Raw genomic sequence first — 21,886 nt, 5'->3', positions numbered from 1 at the left:
CAGGTCGTCGTGGTGGCCGTGACCGTGGCCGTGGTGGCTGTGGTCGTGCCCGTCGTGGGAGTGCCCGTCGTGGGAGTGGTCGTGGGTGTGCTCGCTCATGCCTTCTCGTCTCCGTCTGCTCCGCTGGCGACGACCTGGGCCGTCGCGTCCTTCCATGCCATCCACGACAGCAGCGCGCACTTCACGCGCGCGGGGAACTTCGCCACGCCGGCGAAGGCGATGCCGTCCTCGAGGACGTCCTCGTCCGGCTCGACCGTGCCCTTGCCCTGCATCAGGGTCAGGAACTCCTGGTGGATCTCCATCGCCTCGTCGACGCTCTTGCCGACCACGAGGTCGTAGAGCACCGACGCGGACGCCTGCGAGATCGAGCAGCCGACGGCGTCGTACGACACGTCCTCGACCACACCGTCGTGGAGGTGGACGCGCAGCGTCACCTCGTCGCCGCAGGTGGGGTTGACGTGGTGGACCTCGGCCTCGTGGGCCTCGCGCAGGCCCTTGCCGTGGGGGTTCTTGTAGTGGTCGAGGATGATCTCCTGGTAGAGCGCGTCCAGGTCCTGACCGTGTGCGGTGGTCATCGTCAGTCCAACTTGAAGTACGAGCGGGTGTATTCCAGCGCCTCGACGAGGGCGTCGATCTCCCGCGGCTCGGTGTAGAGGTACGACGACATCCGCGTCGAGCTCTGCACGCCGAAGCGCGCGTGGGCGGGCTTCGCGCAGTGGTGGCCGGCCCGCACGGCGACGCCGCGGCTGTCGAGCACCTGCGCGATGTCGTGCGGGTGCACGCCGTCGAGCTCGAACGAGATCGCACCACCGCGGGAGGCCGCGTCGAGCGGTCCGAGGACCGTGAGGCCCTTGACCGACTGCAGGCCCTCCAGCGCGTAGCCGGTGATGGCCTGCTCGTGGCGGTGGATCGCCTCCATGCCGATGTGGCCGAGGTAGTCGACCGCGGCGCCGAGGCCGATCGCCTCGACGATCGGCGGAGTGCCGGCCTCGAACTTGTGCGGGATGCCGGCGTACGTCGACGCCTCCATCCGGACCGTCTCGATCATCTCGCCACCGCCGAGGAACGGTGGCAGCTGGTCGAGGACGGCGCGGGCGCCCCAGAGCACGCCGATACCGGTCGGTCCGACGACCTTGTGTCCGGTGAAGGCGACCAGGTCCGGTCGCTCGTCAGCGGGCATGGCCGCGATGTCGATCGGCAGCTGCGGCGCGGCCTGCGACGCGTCGACGACGACGATCGCGCCGACAGCGTGCGCCTTGCGGGTGATCTCGGCGATCGGGTTGATCGTGCCGAGCATGTTGGACACCCAGGTCAGCGAGACGACCTTGGTGCGCTCGTTGATCATCTCGTCGATCGTCGACAGGTCGAGACGACCGTCGTCGGTGAGGCCGAACCACCGCAGCGTCGCGCCGGTGCGCTGCGTGAGCAGCTGCCACGGAACGATGTTGGAGTGGTGCTCCATCTCGGTGATGACGACCTCGTCACCCGGACCCACCTGCCGCTCGCCGGCCCAGGCCAGCGTGTTCGCGACCAGGTTGAGCGCCTCGGAGGCGTTCTTGGTGAAGATCACCTCGTCGCGGTCGGGGGCGCCGATGAAGGCCGCCACCCGGTCGCGGGCCGCCTCGAAGGCCTCGGTCGACTCCGCGCCGAGCTGGTGCATCGCCCGCGCGATGTTCGCGTTGTGCCGCTCGAGGTGGTCGACCATCGTGTCGATCACCACCTGCGGCTTCTGCGAGGTGTTCGCGCTGTCGAGGTAGACCAGGGGCAACCCGCCCGCGAGCGTGCGCTCGAGGATCGGGAAGTCCTTGCGGATGACCGCCAGCTCGGGGAGCAGGCCTTCGAGGGACATGGTCAGACCGCCGCGCCGGTGGTGAACCGCTCGTAGCCGCTGGCCTCGAGCTCGTCGGCCAGCTCGGGACCGCCGGACTCGGCGATCCGGCCGTCGACGAACACGTGGACCACGTCGGGCTTCACGTAGCGCAGGATGCGGGTGTAGTGCGTGATCAGCAGCAGGCCCTTGCCCTCGCGCGCGGCGTAGCCGTTGATGCCGTCCGAGACGACCTTGAGCGCGTCGATGTCGAGGCCGGAGTCGATCTCGTCGAGGATCGCGAACTTCGGGTCGAGCAGGTCGAGCTGGGCGATCTCGGCGCGCTTCTTCTCACCGCCGGAGAAGCCCTCGTTGACCGAGCGGCTGGAGAACTGGGTGTCGAGCTTCATCCGGTCCAGGGCGCCGTTGACGTCCTTGACCCAGGTGCGCAGCTTGGGCGCCTCGCCGTCGAGGGCGGTCTTGGCGGTGCGCAGGAAGTTCGACATCGAGACGCCGGGGACCTCGACGGGGTACTGCATCGCGAGGAACAGGCCGGCGCGGGCGCGCTCGTCGACGCTCATCTCGAGCACGTTCTCGCCGTCGAGGAGGACCTCGCCACCGGTGACGGTGTACTTCGGGTGCCCCGCGATGGAGTACGCCGTGGTCGACTTGCCCGAGCCGTTGGGGCCCATGATCGCGTGGGTCTCGCCGTCCTTGATGGTCAGCGTGACGCCCTTGAGGATCTCCTTGGCGCCGTCCTCGGTGTCGACCGACACCTGCAGGTTCTTGATCTCGAGGGTGCTCATGCGGGGGTGACTCCATTCAGGGTCGTGGTGACGTCGACGTAGATCTCGCCGTCACGCACTTCGACAGGGAAGGTGGCGACCGGTTCGGTCGCCGGGAGGCTGGTGGGCTTGCCGGTGCGCAGGTCGAAGGTCGACCCGTGCAGCCAGCACTCGACGGTGCAGTCGGCGACCTCGCCCTCGCTCAGCTGCACGGCAGCGTGCGAGCAGAGGTCCTGCAGGGCGAAGACCTCGTCGCCGTCGCGGGCGATCGCGACGTCGTACCGGTCGACGGTGACCGCGAGGGCCTCGTCGTCCGGTACGTCGGCGAGCGCTGCGACTCGTTCGAACGTCACAGCGCGGCCTCGCGCAGGACGTTCTTCGCGAGCTCGGCCTCGACGGTGGTGAGGAGCTTCTCCTCGATCTCCGGGACGTCGATCTTGCGGATCACGTCGTTGAAGAAGCCGTGCACGACCAGGCGCTGCGCCTCCTTCTCGGAGACACCGCGCGAGCGGAGGTAGAAGAGCTGCTCGTCGTCGAAGCGGGCGGTCGCCGACGCGTGGCCCGCGCCCTCGATCTCGCCGGTCTCGATCTCGAGGTTGGGGACCGAGTCGGCCTGGCAGCCGTCGGAGAGGACCAGGTTGCGATTCTCCTCGTAGGTCTCGATGCCCTCGGCGACCTTGCGGATCAGCACGTTGCCGATCCACACGGTGTGCGCCTTCTCGCCCTGGAGCGCGCCCTTGTAGACGACGTGCGACTTCGTGCGCGGCGCCGTGTGGTCGACGAACAGCCGGTGCTCGATGTGCTGGCCGGCGTCGGCGAAATAGAGGCCGAGGCCCTCGTAGGACCCGCCGGGACCGGCGTAGTCGGCCGTGCTGTCGCTGCGGACGACGTCGCCACCGAAGGTGACGGCGACGTGCTTGAGCGCGGCGTCGCGGCCGATCCGGGCCCGCTGGCTGACGACGTGGACGGCGTCGTCGTCCCAGTCCTGGACCGTCACGAACGTCAGGTCGGCGCCGTCCTCGACGACGACCTCGATGTTCTCGGCCCAGGTCGCGGAGCCGGAGTAGACGACGACCACGGTCGCCTTGCTGAACCGGCCGGCGCGCACCAGCAGGTGGGCGGCGGTCGCGTGGTCGGTGCCCGTGCCGGTCAGCCGGATCGTCGAGGCACCCTCGACGACGGCGTCCTCGGGGATGTCGACCTCGTAGACCGAGGTCGCGGCCTCCCAGGCGCGCGCGGAGATCCGGTCGAGCGGGATGAAGCCCGACGTCCCGCGGCGGGAGTCGGCGGCCGCGACGCTCTGCGCGGTGACGCCGTCGGCGAGGTCGGCCTCGACCTTGAACGACGAGCCGTCCAGCGCCGCGTCCTTGTGGACGTCGCGCAGCCGCTTGAGCGGGGTGAACCGCCAGATCTCCTCGCGACCGGTCGGCACCTCGTGGGCGTCGACGTCGAAGGAACCTTCGGGGTGGAGGTGCGACTCGACCTTCTCGAGCGCGTTCTCCAGCACTTCCGCCGTCATCCGACAGCACCCTCCATCTGCAGTTCGATCAGTCGGTTCAGCTCGAGGGCGTACTCCATCGGGAGCTCCTTCGCGATCGGCTCCACGAAGCCGCGCACGATCATCGCCATCGCCTCGTCCTGCTCCATGCCACGCGACATGAGGTAGAACAGCTGGTCGTCGGAGACCTTCGAGACCGACGCCTCGTGGCCCATCGACACGTCGTCCTCGCGGATGTCGACGTAGGGGTAGGTGTCCGAGCGGCTGATCTGGTCGACCAGCAGCGCGTCGCACAGCACGTTGGACTTCGAGCCGTAGGCGCCCTCGTTGACCTGGATCAGGCCGCGGTACGACGTACGGCCACCGCCGCGCGCCACCGACTTGCTCAGGATGCTGGACGAGGTGTGCGGGGCCGCGTGCACCATCTTGGCGCCCGCGTCCTGGTGCTGGCCCTCGCCCGCGAACGCGATCGACAGGGTCTCGCCCTTTGCGTGCTCGCCCATGAGGTAGACGGCGGGGTACTTCATCGTGACCTTGGAGCCGATGTTGCCGTCGACCCACTCCATCGTCGCGCCGGCCTCGCAGACCGCGCGCTTGGTGACGAGGTTGTAGACGTTGTTCGACCAGTTCTGGATGGTCGTGTAGCGGCAGCGGCCGCCCTTCTTCACGATGATCTCGACGACCGCGGAGTGCAGCGAGTCGGACGAGTAGATCGGCGCGGTGCAGCCCTCGACGTAGTGCACGTAGGCGTCCTCGTCGACGATGATCAGCGTCCGCTCGAACTGGCCCATGTTCTCGGTGTTGATCCGGAAGTAGGCCTGCAGCGGGATGTCGACGTGGACACCCTTCGGGACGTAGATGAACGAGCCGCCGGACCACACCGAGGTGTTGAGCGCGGAGAACTTGTTGTCGCCGACCGGGATGACGGTGCCGAAGTACTCCTTGAAGAGCTCCTCGTGCTCCTTCAGCGCGGTGTCGGTGTCGAGGAAGATGACGCCCTGCTCCTCCAGGTCCTCGCGGATCTGGTGGTAGACGACCTCCGACTCGTACTGCGCGGCGACACCGGCGACGAGGCGCTGCTTCTCCGCCTCCGGGATGCCGAGCTTGTCGTAGGTGTTCTTGATGTCCTCGGGCAGGTCCTCCCAGCTCTGGGCCTGCTTCTCCGTGGACCGCACGAAGTACTTGATGTTGTCGAAGTCGATCGCGCTGAGGTCGGAGCCCCAGGTCGGCATCGGCTTGCGGTCGAAGAGCTTGAGGCCCTTCAGGCGCAGGTCGAGCATCCAGCCCGGCTCGCTCTTCTTCGAGGAGATGTCGCGGACGACGTCCTCGTTGAGGCCACGCTTGGCGTTGGCGCCGACGTCGTTCTTGTCGGACCAGCCGAAGTCGTAGCGACCGATTCCCTTGAGCTCGGGGTTCAGCTCTTCGATCGAGGTCATGAGACCTGCTCCTTCTTGTTGATGCCTGCGTCGGGGATGCACGTGGTGCACACCCCGTCACCGTGGGCGATGGTGGCCAGGCGCTGGACGTGGGTGCCGAGGACCCGGCTGATCGCCTCGGTCTCGGCCTCGCACAGCTGGGGGAACTCGTGGGCGACGTGGGAGACCGGGCAGTGCTGCTGGCACAGCTGCTCCCCCACGACGGGCAATTCACGGACGGCGGCGGCGTAGCCCTCGTCGGAGAAGACCATCGCCAGCACCTGCGCCGGCGAGGCTTCCGGGTGGGCGGCCTGGACCTCGGGGAAGCGCCGCTCGATGAAGGTGGCGCGCCGGTCGGCGAACGCCTTCACCGCCTCGGCTCCGCCCGTCTCGGCCAGGAAGCGCAGGGCCTCGGTGGCGAGGTCGTCGTACTGCTGGTCGAAGAGGTCGCGTCCGTGCTCGGTCAGGGCGAACACCTTGGCCGGGCGACCACGACCGCGCGAGCCGACCGGCCGCGGGTCCCGCTGCTCGACCGCCCCGTCAGCGAGGAGCTGGTCGAGGTGGCGGCGGACGGCGGCCGGGGTGAGCCGGAGGCGCTCCGCGAGCGCCGCCGCGGTGGACGGGCCGTTGACCAGGATCGACTGCGCGACGCGCTGGCGCGTCGGCTGGTCGCTCTCGGTCGGCATTTCCACAACACAAGTGTGCCGATAATGCCCCGGCCCGTTCAAGCAAGGTGACCCTTACCGGCTCAGGAGTCGGCGGCCGGCCTCGTGTGGTGCAGCCACGCCAGCCCGGCGAAGGGCAGTACGAGCGGCAGGAAGCCGTAGCCCTGGCCGAAGTGCGACCACACCGTCTTGTCGTGGAACAGGTCGGTGTCGAGGTAGCTCCAGGCACCCACCGCGAGCACGCCGACCAGCTCGACGGAGACCGCGACCCGGGCCACCGCCCAGCCGGTCCGGCCGCCCACGAGCAGGCACGTGGTGGCGACCAGGTAGAGCACGGCGGCGAGCAGGGAGAGCCAGTACGGCAGCTTGCCGGCGTCCTCGCCGAGCTGCACCGCCGACCGGCCGGTCGCGGCGACCGCGAAGACGCCGTAGACGAAGACCAGGGCGCGGCCCCAGCCGCTGGAGAGCTCAGCCACCGGTGCCTCCCCAGATGTCCCACAGGCGCAGCTCGAGCCCGGCGACCGTCGCGACGGCGAGCAGCAGGATCGTCGTACCGACCCGGGAGCGCTCGGCGAGCGAGAAGAAGGCGCCGACGACCGGGAGCAGCGCCACGGTCACGAGATAGCTGACGAAGACGGCGCCCTCGACGTCGCGGTCGGTCCGCGCCAGCGCGACGCACCCGCCGACCAGCTGGGCGAGCGCGCCCACCTGCAGCACGCCGAGGCCGATGTAGTGCGCGTCCTGCGCCGCCCGGTCGCGGACCAGGTCGACCACCAGCAGCACCGCGACCACGCCCGAGATGGCGAGGATCACGCCGTAGGACCAACCAGTCACGGCCGCCAGCGTAGAGCGGGAGGCCTGGTCCTACACTCGCCGGGTGCCCGATGCCCGTCCTGCTGTGCTCGTCGACGGCCTGGTGATGCGGTACGGCGAGCGTACGGCGGTCGACGGCCTGTCCTTCGAGGTCGAGTCCCACACCATCACCGCCGTCCTCGGCCCCAACGGCGCCGGGAAGACCACGACGCTCGAGACCTGCGAGGGCTACCGCCGCGCGCAGGGCGGCACCGTCCGCGTGCTCGGCCTCGACCCGGTGCGCCAGCGGCACGAGCTGATCCCGCGGATCGGCGTGATGCTGCAGTCGGGCGGCGGGTGGAGTGGCGCGCGCGCCGACGAGATGCTGCGACACTTCGCCAAGCTGCACGCGAACCCGCTTCCGACCGACCTGCTGATGGAGCGCCTCGCCCTGCACGAGTGCGGCCGGACGCCGTACCGGCGGCTCTCGGGTGGCCAGCAGCAGCGCCTCGGCCTCGCCCTGGCCCTGGTCGGCCGGCCCGAGCTGGTGTTCGTGGACGAGCCCACCGCCGGCCTGGACCCCCAGATCCGCCGGGGCGTCTGGGAGCTGCTGGAGGAGCTGCGCGCCGACGGCGTGACCGTCGTGCTCACCACGCACTACCTCGAGGAGGCCGAGCGGCTCGCCGACAAGGTCCACATCCTCGACCAGGGCCGGCTGGTCGCGAGCGGCTCGCCGCTCGAGCTGACCCGCGGCGGCACCGTCGCCACCATCCGGCTCGTCGTGACCCAGCCCTTCCCCGAGGGCGCCCCTCAGGCGCTGGCCCGCGCCCTCGGCGACAGCACCGAGCTGACCGTCCTCGACCCGCTGAGCCTGCAGGTCTCCGGCCCTGCCGACGGTACGACGCTCGCCACCGTGGCTGCGTGGTGCGCCGACCACGACGTCCTCCCCGAGTCGCTGTCCCTGGGCCAGCGCAACCTGGAGGACGTCTTCCTCGAGCTGACCGGTCGGGAGGACTTCGCATGAGCGGCACCTTCGCACCCGCGCCCGGCGGCGCGCCCGTGGTCCGCCAGCTGCTGACCCAGGCCGGCATGGAGGCGCGGCTGATGCTGCGCAACGGCGAGCAGCTGCTGCTGGCGGTCGTGATCCCGGTCGTCGTACTGGTCGGCGCGGTCCGCAACGCCGACCGGATCGACCTCGGCATCGACGGCCGCCCCGTCGACGTCCTCACCCCCGGCGTGCTCGCGCTCGCCGTCATGTCGACCGCCTTCACCTCGCTGGCGATCGCCACCGGCTTCGAGCGCCGCTACGGCGTGCTCAAGCGCCTCGGCACCGCTCCCCTGTCCCGCACGACGCTCCTCGGCGGCAAGGTCGCCGCACTGCTCGTCGTCGAGGTCATCCAGTTCGTGGTGATCGGCGGCGTCGGGCTCGCACTCGGCTGGGACGGCCCGTCGGGCGTCGCCGGCGTGCTCGCGGTGGTGCTGGCGGCCCTCGCTGGAACCGCCGCCTTCGCCTCCCTCGGCATGCTGATCGCCGGCACGCTGCGCGCGGAGGCGACGCTCGCCGCCGCCAACCTCGTCTACCTGCTGCTCCTCGCCGGTGGCGCGGTCATCCTGCCCGCCAGCACGTACGGCGGCCTCGGCGACCTCGTGCAGTGGCTGCCCTCCGGCGCCCTGGGCGAGGCGATGCGGTCCGCCTGCGACGGCGCCGTCGCCGTACGGGACCTGCTGGTGCTGCTCGCCTGGACCGTCGTCGGCTCCGCCCTGACCGCCCGCACCTTCCAGTGGGAGTGAACGTGACCACCTCGACCACCGGCCGCCTCGCGACGCTCCGGCAGGCCCTCGGCGACCGGCTGGTGCCGCTCGCGTGGGCGAACCTCGTCGCCAACATCGCGATCGCCGTGACCGGCGGCGCCGTGCGGCTGACCGACTCCGGCCTCGGCTGCCCGACCTGGCCGAAGTGCACCGACGAGTCGTACCTCCCCCACGGTGCCCTCGGCGTCCACGGCGCGATCGAGTTCGGCAACCGGATGCTGACCTACGTGCTCGTCGTGATCGCGGTGGCCTGCTGGGTCGCGGCCCGCGAGCGCGCGGCGGAGCACCCCCTCGCCGTACGGCTGACGACGATCGTCGCGCTCGGCATCCCGGCGCAGGCCCTCGTCGGCGGCGTCACCGTCCTGACGGACCTCAACCCGTGGATCGTGTCGATCCACCTGCTGCTGTCGATGGCCCTCGTCGGGGTGTGCGTGCTGCTCCTCGACCACCTGACCGGCCCCACCCGGTCCTCCGCGCCGCTGCCGGTACGCCGCCTCACGGCCGCGCTCTTCGCCGTCGGATGGGTCGTCCTCTACCTCGGCACCGTCGTCACCGGATCCGGGCCGCACTCGGGCGACCTCGAGTCGAAGCGGACCGGACTCGACCCGCAGGTGATGTCGCACGTCCACGCGTGGGCGGTCTACGTGCTCGTCGCCCTGACGCTCGTCACGCTGTGGCGCGCGCGCCGGCTCGGCCTGCTGACCCTCTACCGCGCCGCTCGCCTGCTCCTGCTCATCGAGCTCTCGCAGGGCGCGATCGGCTTCTGGCAGTACTTCACCGACCTCCCGGAGCTGCTCGTCGGCGTCCACATGCTCGGCGCCGGCATCACGTCCGCCGGCATCACCTGGGTGCTCCTGGCGTCGCGGACGCGCGGCTGGTCACGCAGCTCCTGACCGGCAGGAGCCGAGCTCACTCGACCAGCGCCGCCATCTCCTGGAGGGCCTCGATGATCGCCTCGTTGCCCTCGATGCCGTTCTCGTGGTTGCCGACGAGGGTGAGCACGCCGCCGGCCACCTCGATGCCGCAGTAGTCACCGGAGACCGTGCCGGGGTAGCACTTGCCCTCGCCGACCGGTGTGACGGGGTACTGGCCGTCGGTGGCCTGGTAGGTCGTCCAGTCGTCCAGGTCGTCGTCCGGGAACCACTGGAACAGCATCAGGTCGGCGCCCTCGCGGGGGTAGAGCGCCTGGGAGCGGTACTCGGACCGCTTCGCCTGGCGCTGTGACTCCGCCTCCTCGATCGGGACGCCACGGAAGTGGTCCGGGAAGGTGAAGGCGAGCTCCGCGGTGGGCTCGGTGGACGCCTCCTCCGTCGAGGGCTCGGTCGGGGGCTCCGTCACCGCGTCGGTCAGGGCGTCGGTCGGTCCGTCGGTCGAGCCCGTCTGCTCCGTGGTGTCCGACTCGCGGTCCTCGGCCACCGGGTCGTCGTCGCCGCTCGACACCGCGATCGCCACGCCGACGACGACCAGCACCAGCACCACCGCGGCGGCGATCGCACCCCCGATCAGCAGCCCTCGGTTGCCACCGGGCGGCCGTTGGCCCGGGGGTGGCCCCCAGCAGGGCGGCGGGCCCTGGGGCGGCGGGCCCTGGGACGGCGGGCCCTGGGGCGGCGGGCCCTGGGGCGGCGGACCCTGGGGCGGGAAGGAAGGGGGCGGCGGCAGCTGTCCGGACACGCGAGGGCCTTTCGGTCACGAACCACCCGGCGGCCCGAGCGGCCCGGAGGTCATCCCCGGACCCGACCTTTGCCAAACCCTCTCGGGTCCAGCAGCCAGCGCGGCTCAGTGCAGCAGCGGGTCGATCGCGACGGCGACGAACAGCAGGCTGAGGTAGAGGTTCGACGAGTGGAACAGCCGCATCGGCTGGAGAACGCTCAGCTCGTCGGAGTCCTTCGCCCGGCGGTACAGCCCGTGCGCCTGGACCAGGAAGACGGCGCCGAGAACCGCCGCGACCACCGGGTAGACCAGTCCGGTGTCGGCGACGGGCCAGAGCACCAGCGAGGTCGCGACCATCACCCAGCTGTAGACGACGATCTGGAAGGCGACCGAGCGCGCCGACTTCACGACGGGCAGCATCGGGACGTCGACCTGGGCGTAGTCCTCGCGGTAGCGCAGCGCGAGCGCCCACGTGTGCGGCGGCGTCCAGAAGAAGACGACCATGAAGAGCACGATCGGCACCCACGACAGCTCGCCGGTGACGGCCGTCCAGCCGATCAGCGCCGGGAAGCAGCCCGCGATGCCACCCCAGACGATGTTCTGGGTCGTCCGCCGCTTGAGCAGCATCGTGTAGACGAAGACGTAGAAGGCGTTGGCGCTGACCGAGAGCACGGCCGACAGCGGGTTGACCCAGATCGCCAGGACCACCGTCGACAGGACGCCCAGCACGGTGCCGAACACCAGCGCCGCGGCCGGCGTCACGATGTGCCGCGGCAGCGCGCGACGGCGGGTACGCCGCATCTGCTCGTCGATGTCGCGGTCGTAGACGCAGTTGAAGACCGACGCCGAGCCGGCGGACAGCGTGCCGCCGATGACGGTGGCCACGACGAGGCCCAGCCCGGGAACGCCCCGCGCGGCGAAGAACATCACCGGAACGGTGGTGAGGAGAAGGAGCTCGATGACGCGCGGCTTGGTGAGACCCACGTAGGCCATCACCACGTCGCGCAGCGTCTTCGGGGTCCCTGCGTCGTCGGCCAGCAGCTCGGGGCTGGTGGGGTCGACGTAGGTCACGACAGGTGTTCCTCGTGGCAGGGCCTCGCGGGCAGGGCTTGAGAGCGCTCCGAGTGTAGCCGCAGGTACCCGTGTCCGCCGCACCCAGCCGGTGTCGTGTGCGCCACCGCGCTCGGTAGGCTCGGAGCATGATCCCGGAGCTGGACTGGACCGACCTCGACCGCAAGGCCGTCGACACCGCACGAGTGCTGGCCATGGACGCCGTGCAGAAGGTCGGGAACGGCCACCCCGGCACCGCGATGAGCCTCGCGCCGGCGGCGTACCTCCTCTTCCAGAAGGTGATGCGCCACGACCCCGCCGACCCGGCGTGGACCGCCCGCGACCGCTTCGTGCTGAGCTGCGGCCACAGCTCGATCACGCTGTACACGCAGCTCTACCTGGGCGGTTTCGGCCTCGAGATCAGCGACCTCGAGAGCCTGCGCACGTGGGACTCCAAGACCCCCGGCCACCCGGAGTACGGCCACACCGCCGGTGTCGAGGTCACGACCGGCCCGCTCGGCCAGGGCGTGGCGAACGCGGTCGGGATGGCGATGGCCGCCCGGCGCGAGCGCGGCCTGCTCGACCCGGCGGCCGACGGCGGCCCGTCGATCTTCGACCACCACGTCTACGTCATCGCCTCCGACGGCGACCTCGAGGAGGGCGTGAGCGGCGAGGCGTCGTCCATCGCCGGCACGCAGGAGCTCGGCAACCTCACCGTCATCTACGACGCCAACCGGATCTCGATCGAGGGCGACACCCACATCGCGTTCAACGAGGACGTCGCGAAGCGCTACGAGGCCTACGGCTGGCACGTCCAGACCGTCGACTGGACCGGCAACGACCACTCCGACCTCACCAACTACGAGGAGGACGTCCCCGCCCTCCACGCCGCCATCAAGGCCGCCGACGAGGTCACCGACAAGCCCTCGCTGATCGTCCTCAAGACCGTCATCGCCTGGCCCGCTCCCAGCGCGCAGAACACCGAGGCCGCGCACGGCTCCGCGCTCGGCGCGGACGAGGTCGCCGCGACCAAGGTCGTCCTCGGCTTCGACCCGGAGAAGAACTTCGAGGTCCCCGAGGACGTGATCGCCCACACCCGCGGCCTCGTCGCCCGCGGGAAGGTCTGGGCGGCGGAGTGGAACGAGCAGTTCAACGCCTGGGCAGCCGCCAACCCGGAGGGTGCCGCCCTCCTGCACCGGCTCAAGGAGCGGCGCCTGCCGGACGGCATCGAGGCCGCGCTCCCGGTGTTCGAGGCCGACCCCAAGGGCGTCGCGACCCGCGCCGCGTCCGGCAAGGTCATCAACGCGCTCGCGCCGGTCATGCCCGAGCTGTGGGGCGGCTCGGCCGACCTCGCCGGCTCCAACAACACGACCATCAAGGACGCCAAGTCGTTCCTGCCCGTCGACCGCTCCGTCGAGGAGTGGCAGGGCGACCCCTACCAGGGCCGCGTCCTCCACTTCGGCATCCGCGAGCACGGCATGGGCGCGATCATGAATGGCATCGCCGTCCACGGCGGCACCCGCGTCTTCGGCGGCACCTTCCTCACCTTCTCCGACTACATGCGCGGCGCCGTCCGCGTGGCCGCGCTCATGAAGGTCCCGGTCACCTACGTCTGGACCCACGACTCGGTCGGGCTCGGCGAGGACGGCCCGACCCACCAGCCGATCGAGCACCTCTGGGCGCTGCGCGGCATCCCCGGGCTCGACATCATCCGCCCTGCGGACGCCAACGAGACCGCCGCCGCGTGGCTGCAGGTGCTGCGCAACAGCGACCGCCCGGCCGGCCTCATCCTGAGCCGCCAGAACGTCCCGACCTTCCCCCGCGGCACGGAGGGCTTCGCGTCCACCGAGGACGTCGCCAAGGGCGGCTACGTGCTGATCGACTCCGAGGGCGGCGAGCCCGACGTCGTACTGCTGGCCACGGGCTCGGAGGTCCAGCTGGCCGTCGCGGCGCGCGAGCAGCTCGCGGCCGAGGGCATCGGCGCCCGCGTGGTGTCGCTCCCCTGCCTCGAGTGGTTCGAGGCGCAGACCCAGGCCTACCGCGACACGGTCATCCCGCCGATCGTCAAGGCCCGCGTCTCCGTCGAGGCCGGCACGAAGACCGGGTGGCGCGAGTACGTCGGCGACGCCGGCCGGATCGTGAGCATCGACCACTACGGCGCCAGCGCCGACGCCGGCACCCTGTTCCGCGAGTTCGGGTTCACCCCCGAGGCCGTGGTGAAGGCCGCCAAGGACAGCATCGCCGCTGCCGGAGCCTGACCGGTTCCCGCAGCACCCCGCATCTCTCACAAGGAGGACACATGACTGACCGACTGAAGGCCCTTGCTGACGCGGGGGTGTCCATCTGGCTCGACGACCTGTCGCGCGAGCGGATCGAGACCGGCAACCTCGCCGAGCTCGTGACGAGCTCCTCGGTGGTGGGCGTCACGACCAACCCGACCATCTTCGCGAGCGCGATCTCCAACGGCGAGCGGTACGACGACCAGGTCCGCGGCCTGGTCGCCGACGGCGCGGACGCCGACGGCGTGATCTTCGCCCTCACCACCGACGACGTGCGCAACGCCTGCGACATCCTCGCGCCCGTCGCCGCGGCGACGAAGGACGACGGCCGGGTGTCGATCGAGGTCGAGCCCACGCTGGCCAACGAGACCGACGCCACCATCGCCTCGGCGAAGGCGCTGTGGGCTGCCGTCGACCGCCCCAACGCCCTGATCAAGATCCCCGCGACCCTCGAGGGCCTGCCGGCCATCACCGAGGTCATCGCGGCGGGCATCAGCGTCAACGTCACCCTGATCTTCTCCGTCGAGCGCTACCGCGCCGTGATGGACGCCTACCTCGCGGGCCTGGAGAAGGCGCAGGATGCGGGCATCGACCTGTCGACCATCCGCTCGGTCGCGTCCTTCTTCGTGTCCCGCGTGGACACCGAGATCGACGCCCGCCTCGAGAAGGTGGGCTCCGACGAGGCCCTGGCGCTGCGCGGCAAGGCCGCCGTCGCCAACGCCCGCCTCGCCTACGCCGCCTTCGAGGAGGTCGTGGCCTCGGAGCGCTGGCAGGCGCTCGCGGCGGCCGGCGCCCACGCCCAGCGCCCGCTGTGGGCATCGACCGGCGTCAAGAACCCGGCCTACCCGGACACGCTCTACGTCAGCGACCTGGTCGTCGCCGACACCGTCAACACGATGCCGGAGAAGACCCTGCAGGCGTTCGCCGACCACGGCGAGGTCACGGGTGACGAGGTCAGCGGCAAGGCCGCCGAGGCGCAGGCCGTCTTCGACCAGCTCACCGCGGTCGGCATCGACATCGACGACGTGTTCGTGACGCTGGAGACCGAGGGTGTCGACAAGTTCAAGGTCTCCTGGACCGAGCTGATCGACACGGTCAAGGCACAGATGGCCGCCGTCGCTGGTCCCACCCAGGCCTGAGCCCATGTGTGCGGCGCCGGTCGACCCCCGTTCCACAGCCGCCTGGACGACGCTCACCAAGCTCGCCGACGGCTTCACCCCGGACCTGCGGCGCTGGTTCGCCGAGGACGCCGATCGCGCGTCCCGGTTCACGCACGACGCTGCCGAGCTCCATGTCGACCTGTCGAAGAACCTGGTCGACGACACCATCTTGGGCGCCCTCGTGGAGCTCGGCCGCGAGGTCGGGCTCGAGGCGCGGCGCGACGCCATGCTGCGCGGTGACCACATCAACGTCACCGAGGACCGCGCCGTCCTGCACACCGCCCTGCGGCAGCCGGCCGACGCCGACCTCGAGGTCGAGGGCCACGACGTCGTCGACGACGTCCACGACGTCCTCGCGCGGGTGTACTCCTTCGCCGCCGACGTGCGCTCCGGCGCGTGGACCGGAGTCACCGGCGAGCGGATCCGGACGGTGGTCAACATCGGCATCGGGGGTTCCGACCTCGGTCCGGTCATGGCCTACGAGGCCCTCGCGCCGTACGTCCAGGACGGCCTCGAGTGCCGCTTCATCAGCAACATCGACCCGACCGATGCCGCCCGCACGCTGGCCGGCCTCGACCCCGCGTCGACGCTGTTCGTGGTCTCGAGCAAGACCTTCGGCACCCTCGAGACGCTGACCAACGCGCGGCTGTGTCGCGCGTGGCTGCTCGACGCGCTCCGCGCCGCCGGAGCCATCGAGGCGGGCGACGAGGCCGCGGCCGCTGCCGTCGCCAAGCACTTCGTCGCGGTGTCGACGGCGCTCGACAAGGTCGCCGCCTTCGGCATCGACCCGGCCAACGCCTTCGGCTTCTGGGACTGGGTGGGCGGGCGCTACTCGGTGGACTCCGCCATCGGCACCTCGCTTGTGGTCGCCATCGGTCCGGAGCGGTTCGAGGAGTTCCTCGCCGGCTTCCACGCCATGGACGAGCACTTCCGGACCGCTCCCCTGGAGCAGAACGTGCCGGCGCTGATGGGCCTGCTGAACATCTGGTACGTCAACTTCCTCGACGCCCAGACCCACGCCGTGCTGCCCTACGCGCAGCTGCTGCACCGCTTCCCGGCGTACCTCCAGCAGCTGACGATGGAGTCCAACGGCAAGGGGGTGCGCTGGGACGGCACGCCGGTCACCACCGACACCGGCGAGGTCTTCTGGGGCGAGCCCGGCACCAACGGCCAGCACGCGTTCTACCAGCTGATCCACCAGGGCACGCGGCTCATCCCGGCGGACTTCATCGCATTCGCCGAGCCCGCCTACCCGCTGGTCGACGGCGACACCGACGTCCACGAGCTCCTCCTGGCCAACTTCTTCGCCCAGACCAAGGCGCTCGCGTTCGGCAAGACGGCCGACGAGGTCCGCGCCGAGGGCACGGCCGAGGCACTCGTGCCCGCGCGTGTGTTCCCGGGCAACCGGCCGACCACCTCGATCATGGCGCCGTCGCTGACGCCTGCCGTGCTCGGCCAGCTGATCGCGCTCTACGAGCACATCACCTTCACCCAGGGCGTGGTGTGGGGCATCGACAGCTTCGACCAGTGGGGCGTCGAGCTCGGCAAGCAGCTCGCGCTCCAGGTCGCGCCCGCGATCCACGGCGACGAGACGGTGCTCGCCGGGCAGGACCCGTCCACGCAGTCCCTGATCCGCTACTACCGGGAGCACCGCGCATGACCCTCGACCGACCTGCTCCCCTCGTCGAGGTCCACGCCGACGCCGCGACGCTCGCGACGGCGGTCGCCGGCGAGCTGCTCAACCGGATCGCGGACTCGCAGGCCGCCGGCCACGTCCCCGACGTCGGGCTCACCGGCGGCACGATCGCCGAGGCGATCCACCGGGAGGTCGCCCGGCTCGCGGACGCGTCCGGGGTGGACTGGGGTGCCGTGCAGTTCTACTTCGGCGACGAGCGGTTCGTGCCGTCCGACTCCCCCGACCGCAACGTCGGCCAGGCCCGCGCGGCCTTCCTCGACGAGGTCGGCGCCCGCCGGGTCCACGCCGTCCCGGCGTCCGACGAGGTGGCGACGGCGGAGGAGGCGGCCGACGCCTACGCCGCGACGATCCGTTCGACGGGCAGCGGCGACTTCGACGTGCTGATGCTCGGCGTCGGCCCGGACGGCCACATCGCGTCGCTGTTCCCCGGCCACGCCGGCCTGGACGCGGTCGACGCCATCGCGATCGGGGTCCACGACTCCCCCAAGCCCCCGCCCGACCGCGTGTCGCTGACCTTCGAGGCGCTCAACCGGGCGCAGGCGGTCTGGTTCCTCGTGAGCGGGGAGGGCAAGGCCGACGCCGTACGACGCGGCCTGGCCGAGCTCACACCCGAGGACGAGGCGGGTGCGCTCCGGGAGACGCCGGCGCGCGGCGTCCGCGGGACGGCCGAGACGGTCTGGTTCCTCGACAGCGCCGCCGCCTCGCTGCTCTGACCCACTCGTCCCTCCCGCCCCGGGAGGGTCCGTCAGCCCTCCCCAGGCCGCGTGGGCGGAGGACTCCTCCACAGCGCCCCTCCGGGCTGCGGCGGAGGGTCGAGCCCCGCCCGCAGGATCTCGGGCATGACCTCCATGCCCCGTGCTGCCGTGCGCGCCCTGCTCGGCGCCCTCGTCCTCCTCTGCCTCGCCCTGCCGCCCGCCCGTGCCGAGCGGCTCGGGCCCGGCCACGCCTCGTCGCCGGGCTTCTCCGGCTACGTCACGCGGTCCGGCCACGAGCTCGGCGTCGCCCGAATCCCCGGCGGCCCGTTCGGCATCTGCCTCGACACGGGCACGCGCCGGTGGCCCTCCGGCGCCGGATCGCCCACCCGCGTCACCGATCCCGTGACGGCCTACCTGCTCTCCCGCCACCTCGACCGTGCCCGCACCGACGGAGCGCTCGCCACCGCCCTGTGGTGGGCGATCGGGCGGCTGCGCGGCCTGAACGCCGAGCCGGAGCGGATGAGCCGGCGGATGGCCGAGCTGGGGCGCGAGGCTCCCGCGCTGCGTGACCGGGTCCTGCGCCGGGCGAGGTCGCTGCTCGCCGACGCGCACCGCTTCGCCCCACCGCCGACCGGGTACGCCGCTCGCACGCCACGGCTCTCCACGGACGGCCCGACCGGGACGCTCACCGGCGTCGGGCTGCTGTCGGCCAGTGGCCGCTGGACGCCGGGCGTCGTAGCGCGGATCGAGCTCTCCGGCGCGACCTTCGCCGACGGCAGCGCGAGCCAGGTGGTCCGCACCGGCACCGTTCCGGTGCGGGCGGCATGGCGCCGCGACAGCGCGAGCGAGGTGGTCGTCCGCGTCCGCTACACCGACGTTCCCGAGCACCGCTACCTCCGCTACCGGCTCGGCGCCCGGTTCCAGCGGGTCGCCAGCTCCGCGGGCTCCCGCACCGTCGTCGCGACGGCACGCACCGCGGCCCTGAGCACGCCGCAGCTCTCCACCCGGGTGAACCGACAGCGGTCCCGGGTGGGCGACCTGATCGTCGACGCGGTGACCGTCACGGGCAGCCGCGACGGCGACCTGCGCGGCGAGTGGATGCTGCTCGGCCCGGTGGCACCTGACGACCGCCACCGATGCCGGCAGGCCCGGTGGACCGGTGCTCCGGTCGCGGCGCGCGGTGCCTTCTCGACCCGGGGCGATGGCACCGTGCAGGTCGGGCGGACGCGGATCCGTCGCGGCGGCTGCTACACCTACCGCGAGCGACTGCTGGCCTCACCCACGTCGACGGGGGCGCCGTGGACGCCGGCGGGCCTGGTCACCGAGACCTCGCTCGCCGGTCCGCGGCAGCCCACGGTGCCCGAGCACCCGCAGGTCGACACGGGTGCCCGCTGGACCGCGGGATCGCGGACCCCCGCTCCGCGGCACGCGGCGCGGGTCGTCGTACCGTCGGCACGGATCGCGGCGGGGCTCTCCTCCGTCCGCTTCCGCGGATCGGTGCTCCCCGCGCCGCACCGACGCAGCAGCGCCGGGGTGTGGGACGGCAGCGTGCCGCTGTCGTCGCTCGTCGGCACCACGCTGCTCGCCGGCCACGTCTCCGACGCCCGCGACCGCGCCGGCGCCTTCCACGGACTGCGCCGCGCGCGGGTGGGCGACCGGGTCGCGACCACGGACACCACCGGCGCCGTGCGCCAGTGGCGGATCGTGCGGGTCGACTCCGTCGACCGCCGCCGCCTGCCGAGGAGCCTGTTCCAGCAGGGCATCGCTCGCCGACTGGTCCTCGTCACCTGCACCGACCGGGTGACCCGGCCGGGCGGTGGCTTCCACTACCGCCGGAACCTCGTGGTCCAGGCGGTGCCGTGGTGAGGGATCAGAAGATGATCTCGCCCGACTTGCGGCGCGAGCGCAGCAGCTGGATCGCCTCGTCGAGGATGACCTCGGCCTCCTTGTCGGAGCGGCGCTCCTTCACGTAGGCGAGGTGCGTCTTGTAGGGCTCGATCTTCGGCGCCGGCGGCGCGTTGTCCGAGTCCAGGCCCGCAGGGAGGCCGCACTTCGGGCAGTCCCACGAGTCCGGCACGGTCGCCTCGACCGAGAAGGTGATCACCGAGCGGTGGCTGTTCGCACAGAAGTAGGTCACCGCCTGACGCGGCGCCGCCTCACCACGCTCGGCCTCGCCCATCGGGCCTGCACCGACGCGACTACCGCGGATCGCGTTCCCACCACCAGCCAACGGATTCTCTCCTCAAGCATTTCCATCGACCCGGAGCCAGGGTCGGTTGGAGTCGATCAGTTCTGATAGGCGAGCAGCAGGCCGAGTGCGATGACGCACGCGAACCAGATGACGCCGATGCCGACCGTGAACCGGTCGAGGTTGCGCTCGGCAACGGAGGAGCCGCCGAGCGAGCTCGACACACCGCCACCGAACATGTCCGAGAGTCCGCCGCCACGACCCTTGTGCAGCAACACCAGAAGGATGAGCAACAGGCTCGTGATCACGAGCAGCACAGTGAGAAGCGTCGACAACACGCGGGAATCCTACGTCAGACCCGGTGCTAGCCCAGCACCGGCATGTCGTAGAACCGGCAGATGCCGCCGAACTCGTCGGCCTGGAGGCTGGCGCCGCCCACGAGGGCACCGTCGACATCGGTCTTGGCCATGATGCCGGCGACGTTCGCGGCCTTCACCGAGCCGCCGTAGAGGATGCGCACGGAGTCGGCGGCCTCGTCGCCGTACGACTCCCGGACCTGGCCGCGGATGGCCTCGCAGACCTCCTGGGCGTCGTCCGGCGTCGCCACCTCGCCGGTGCCGATGGCCCAGACCGGCTCGTAGGCGATCACGAGACCGGCGACCTGCTTCTTCGACAGCCCGGCGAGGGAGCCCTCGACCTGCGCCATCGTGTAGGGAACGTGCTCGCCGGCCTGGCGGACCTCGAGGCCCTCGCCGACGCACACGATCGGGGTGATCTTCTCCCCCAGCGCCGCCTTCGCCTTGGCGTTGACGACCGCGTCGGTCTCGGCGTGGTACTGCCGCCGCTCGGAGTGGCCGACCACGACGTAGGAGCAGCCGAGCTTCGCGAGCATCGCTGCCGAGATCTCACCGGTGTAGGCGCCGCCCGCGTGCTCGGAGACGTCCTGGGCACCGTACCGGATCGAGAGGCGGTCACCGTCGACGAGGGTCTGCACCGAGCGGATGTCGGTGAACGGCGGGATCACCGCGACCTCGACCTTGCCGTAGTCGTGCCGCTTGTCGGACAGCGTCCACGCGAGCTTCTGGACCAGCACCACCGCCTCGGCGTGGTTGAGGTTCATCTTCCAGTTGCCCGCCATGAGCGGGGTGCGCCCCGCGCCTGCGGTCGAGCTCGTCGAAGCCATCAGTCCTCCAGAACCGTGATGCCGGGCAGTTCCTTGCCCTCGAGGTACTCGAGGCTGGCGCCACCGCCGGTCGAGATGTGGCCGAAGGCCGACTCGTCGAAGCCGAGGGTGCGGACGGCGGCCGCGGAGTCGCCGCCACCGACGACCGAGAGGCCGTCGACATGGGTGAGCGCCTCGGCGACCGCACGGGTGCCCTCGGCGAAGGCAGGCTGCTCGAAGACGCCCATCGGGCCGTTCCAGAACACCGTGCGGGCGTCGGCGAGGGCCGCGGCGAACGCCTTGCCGGACTCGGGGCCGATGTCGAGGCCGAGGGCGTCCGCCGGGATGTCGGTGGCCGCGACGACCCGGGCCGAGGCCTCGTCGCCGAAGCTGTCGGCTACGACGATGTCGGTCGGGAGCACGATCTCGACGCCGAGCTCCTTCGCGCGGGCCTGGTAGGACCGCACGGTGTCGAGCTGGTCCTCCTCGAGCAGGCTCTTGCCGACCTCGAGGCCGTCCGCCTTGAGGAAGGTGAAGACCATGCCGCCGCCGATGAGCAGCTTGTCGGCCTTGCCGAGCAGGTTGTCGATCACGCCGAGCTTGTCGGAGACCTTCGAGCCGCCGAGGACGACGACGTAGGGACGCTGCGGGTCGACGGTCAACCGGCGCAGGACGTCGATCTCGGTGGCGACGAGGCCGCCCATGGCGTGCGGCAGCCGCTGCGCGACGTCGTACACACTGGCCTGCTTGCGGTGCACGACGCCGAAGCCGTCGGACACGAACGCGTCGGCGAGCGCCGCGAGCTGGTCGGCGAAGGCGCCGCGCTCGGCGTCGTCCTTGCTCGTCTCGCCCGCGTTGAAGCGGACGTTCTCGAGCAGCGCGACCTGGCCGTCGCCCAGGGCCGCCACCGTCTCCTGCGCCGAGGCACCCACGGTGTCGGTCGCGAAGGCGACCGGGGCGCCGAGGAGCTCGGCGAGGCGCGCGGCCACCGGGGCCAGCGAGTACGCCGGGTCCGGCTCACCCTTCGGTCGGCCCAGGTGCGCCGTCACCACCACCCGGGCACCGGCGTCGGCCAGCGCCTTGATGGTGGGGACGCTCGCACGGATGCGCCCGTCGTCGGTGATCGTCGTGCCGTCCAGCGGCACGTTGAGGTCCGATCGGACGAGGACGCGCTTGCCGCTGACCTCGCCAAGTCCCTTGAACTCCGTCACAAGCGTCAGAGCCTAGTGGCG

General features: G+C 71.3%; 23 protein-coding genes. 8 read left to right on the top strand and 15 right to left on the bottom strand.

The annotated features are described in order from the left end of the window. Positions 1-95 precede the first annotated feature (95 nt). From sufU to AC2YHB_RS06495, 9 genes are all read right to left on the bottom strand, one after another. Positions 96-575: a Fe-S cluster assembly sulfur transfer protein SufU gene (sufU, locus tag AC2YHB_RS06535; protein ID WP_036545892.1), complete on the bottom strand. Its 480-nt coding sequence runs from the start codon at positions 573-575 to the stop codon at positions 96-98. A gap of 2 nt (positions 576-577) precedes the next feature. Continuing rightward, entirely contained in the window at positions 578-1,849 is a 1,272-nt protein-coding gene (locus AC2YHB_RS06530; RefSeq protein WP_179651391.1) for a cysteine desulfurase, read from the bottom strand. Positions 1,850-1,851: 2 nt separating this feature from the next. Next, positions 1,852-2,613, bottom strand: a complete 762-nt coding sequence (gene sufC / locus AC2YHB_RS06525) for a Fe-S cluster assembly ATPase SufC (protein ID WP_179651393.1) — start codon at positions 2,611-2,613, stop codon at positions 1,852-1,854. Then, entirely contained in the window at positions 2,610-2,945 is a 336-nt protein-coding gene (locus AC2YHB_RS06520) for a non-heme iron oxygenase ferredoxin subunit (RefSeq protein ID WP_179651395.1), read from the bottom strand. Before AC2YHB_RS06520 ends, sufC begins: the two co-directional genes overlap by 4 nt. Continuing rightward, on the bottom strand, positions 2,942-4,111 hold the full coding sequence (gene sufD, locus AC2YHB_RS06515; protein WP_179651397.1) for a Fe-S cluster assembly protein SufD: 1,170 nt from the start codon (positions 4,109-4,111) through the stop codon (positions 2,942-2,944). The genes AC2YHB_RS06520 and sufD overlap by 4 nt, the downstream gene beginning before the upstream one ends. After that, entirely contained in the window at positions 4,108-5,526 is a 1,419-nt protein-coding gene (gene sufB / locus AC2YHB_RS06510; protein ID WP_036545902.1) for a Fe-S cluster assembly protein SufB, read from the bottom strand. The genes sufD and sufB overlap by 4 nt, the downstream gene beginning before the upstream one ends. Next, positions 5,523-6,191 (bottom strand): helix-turn-helix transcriptional regulator, encoded by a 669-nt coding sequence (locus AC2YHB_RS06505; protein WP_179651399.1) that lies wholly within the window; start codon positions 6,189-6,191, stop codon positions 5,523-5,525. Before AC2YHB_RS06505 ends, sufB begins: the two co-directional genes overlap by 4 nt. Before the next feature lie 62 nt (positions 6,192-6,253). Continuing rightward, complete coding sequence (locus AC2YHB_RS06500) at positions 6,254-6,646, bottom strand: hypothetical protein (protein WP_179651401.1); 393 nt, start codon at positions 6,644-6,646, stop codon at positions 6,254-6,256. Continuing rightward, positions 6,639-7,004: a hypothetical protein gene (locus AC2YHB_RS06495; RefSeq protein WP_179651403.1), complete on the bottom strand. Its 366-nt coding sequence runs from the start codon at positions 7,002-7,004 to the stop codon at positions 6,639-6,641. The genes AC2YHB_RS06500 and AC2YHB_RS06495 overlap by 8 nt, the downstream gene beginning before the upstream one ends. A 43-nt stretch (positions 7,005-7,047) precedes the next feature. Here AC2YHB_RS06495 and AC2YHB_RS06490 point away from each other — a divergent pair, with 43 nt between their 5' ends. From AC2YHB_RS06490 to AC2YHB_RS06480, 3 genes are read left to right on the top strand one after another with little or no spacing between them, the layout of a single operon-like run. Next, positions 7,048-7,986, top strand: a complete 939-nt coding sequence (locus tag AC2YHB_RS06490; protein WP_308645683.1) for an ABC transporter ATP-binding protein — start codon at positions 7,048-7,050, stop codon at positions 7,984-7,986. Beyond that, positions 7,983-8,753: an ABC transporter permease gene (locus AC2YHB_RS06485; RefSeq protein WP_179651405.1), complete on the top strand. Its 771-nt coding sequence runs from the start codon at positions 7,983-7,985 to the stop codon at positions 8,751-8,753. The genes AC2YHB_RS06490 and AC2YHB_RS06485 overlap by 4 nt, the downstream gene beginning before the upstream one ends. A gap of 2 nt (positions 8,754-8,755) precedes the next feature. Then, positions 8,756-9,667: a COX15/CtaA family protein gene (locus AC2YHB_RS06480; protein ID WP_308645684.1), complete on the top strand. Its 912-nt coding sequence runs from the start codon at positions 8,756-8,758 to the stop codon at positions 9,665-9,667. 16 nt (positions 9,668-9,683) lie between these two features. On the opposite strand, the gene AC2YHB_RS06475 is transcribed toward AC2YHB_RS06480, so the two are convergent. Both AC2YHB_RS06475 and AC2YHB_RS06470 read right to left on the bottom strand, forming a co-directional pair. Next, a complete protein-coding gene (locus tag AC2YHB_RS06475) occupies positions 9,684-10,253 on the bottom strand; it encodes a hypothetical protein (protein WP_179651409.1) in 570 nt (189 codons plus the stop codon). Positions 10,254-10,550: 297 nt separating this feature from the next. After that, positions 10,551-11,465 (bottom strand): heme o synthase, encoded by a 915-nt coding sequence (locus AC2YHB_RS06470; protein WP_257027668.1) that lies wholly within the window; start codon positions 11,463-11,465, stop codon positions 10,551-10,553. A 158-nt stretch (positions 11,466-11,623) separates the two neighbouring features. Between AC2YHB_RS06470 and tkt the strand changes: the two genes are divergently transcribed. The 5 genes from tkt to AC2YHB_RS06445 all read left to right on the top strand — a co-directional run bounded on the left by tkt (position 11,624) and on the right by AC2YHB_RS06445 (position 19,170). Next, the gene (gene tkt / locus AC2YHB_RS06465; protein WP_179651411.1) at positions 11,624-13,732 is read left to right on the top strand and encodes a transketolase; all 2,109 of its coding nucleotides are present in this window, start codon (positions 11,624-11,626) and stop codon (positions 13,730-13,732) included. Positions 13,733-13,773: 41 nt separating this feature from the next. Beyond that, complete coding sequence (gene tal / locus AC2YHB_RS06460) at positions 13,774-14,892, top strand: transaldolase (RefSeq protein WP_179651413.1); 1,119 nt, start codon at positions 13,774-13,776, stop codon at positions 14,890-14,892. A gap of 4 nt (positions 14,893-14,896) precedes the next feature. Beyond that, the gene (gene pgi / locus AC2YHB_RS06455) at positions 14,897-16,573 is read left to right on the top strand and encodes a glucose-6-phosphate isomerase (protein WP_179651415.1); all 1,677 of its coding nucleotides are present in this window, start codon (positions 14,897-14,899) and stop codon (positions 16,571-16,573) included. Continuing rightward, the gene (gene pgl / locus AC2YHB_RS06450; protein ID WP_179651417.1) at positions 16,570-17,322 is read left to right on the top strand and encodes a 6-phosphogluconolactonase; all 753 of its coding nucleotides are present in this window, start codon (positions 16,570-16,572) and stop codon (positions 17,320-17,322) included. Before pgi ends, pgl begins: the two co-directional genes overlap by 4 nt. A 126-nt stretch (positions 17,323-17,448) precedes the next feature. Then, positions 17,449-19,170, top strand: coding sequence for a class F sortase (locus tag AC2YHB_RS06445; protein WP_179651419.1), 1,722 nt, complete (start codon positions 17,449-17,451; stop codon positions 19,168-19,170). A gap of 4 nt (positions 19,171-19,174) precedes the next feature. Here AC2YHB_RS06445 and AC2YHB_RS06440 read toward each other — a convergent pair whose 3' ends face one another. From AC2YHB_RS06440 to AC2YHB_RS06425, 4 genes are read right to left on the bottom strand one after another with little or no spacing between them, the layout of a single operon-like run. Further along, the gene (locus AC2YHB_RS06440; protein WP_036545935.1) at positions 19,175-19,534 is read right to left on the bottom strand and encodes an RNA polymerase-binding protein RbpA; all 360 of its coding nucleotides are present in this window, start codon (positions 19,532-19,534) and stop codon (positions 19,175-19,177) included. A 56-nt stretch (positions 19,535-19,590) separates the two neighbouring features. Next, entirely contained in the window at positions 19,591-19,809 is a 219-nt protein-coding gene (gene secG, locus AC2YHB_RS06435; RefSeq protein WP_373366960.1) for a preprotein translocase subunit SecG, read from the bottom strand. A gap of 47 nt (positions 19,810-19,856) precedes the next feature. Then, on the bottom strand, positions 19,857-20,675 hold the full coding sequence (gene tpiA / locus AC2YHB_RS06430; RefSeq protein ID WP_257026965.1) for a triose-phosphate isomerase: 819 nt from the start codon (positions 20,673-20,675) through the stop codon (positions 19,857-19,859). Then, positions 20,675-21,865 (bottom strand): phosphoglycerate kinase, encoded by a 1,191-nt coding sequence (locus tag AC2YHB_RS06425; RefSeq protein ID WP_036545941.1) that lies wholly within the window; start codon positions 21,863-21,865, stop codon positions 20,675-20,677. The genes tpiA and AC2YHB_RS06425 overlap by 1 nt, the downstream gene beginning before the upstream one ends. Positions 21,866-21,886 lie beyond the last annotated feature (21 nt).

This window comes from Nocardioides sp. SRI_004, from assembly GCF_057586415.1.
Note: the sequence above shows the minus strand (reverse complement) of the source record. Positions and strands in the feature narration are given on the sequence as shown.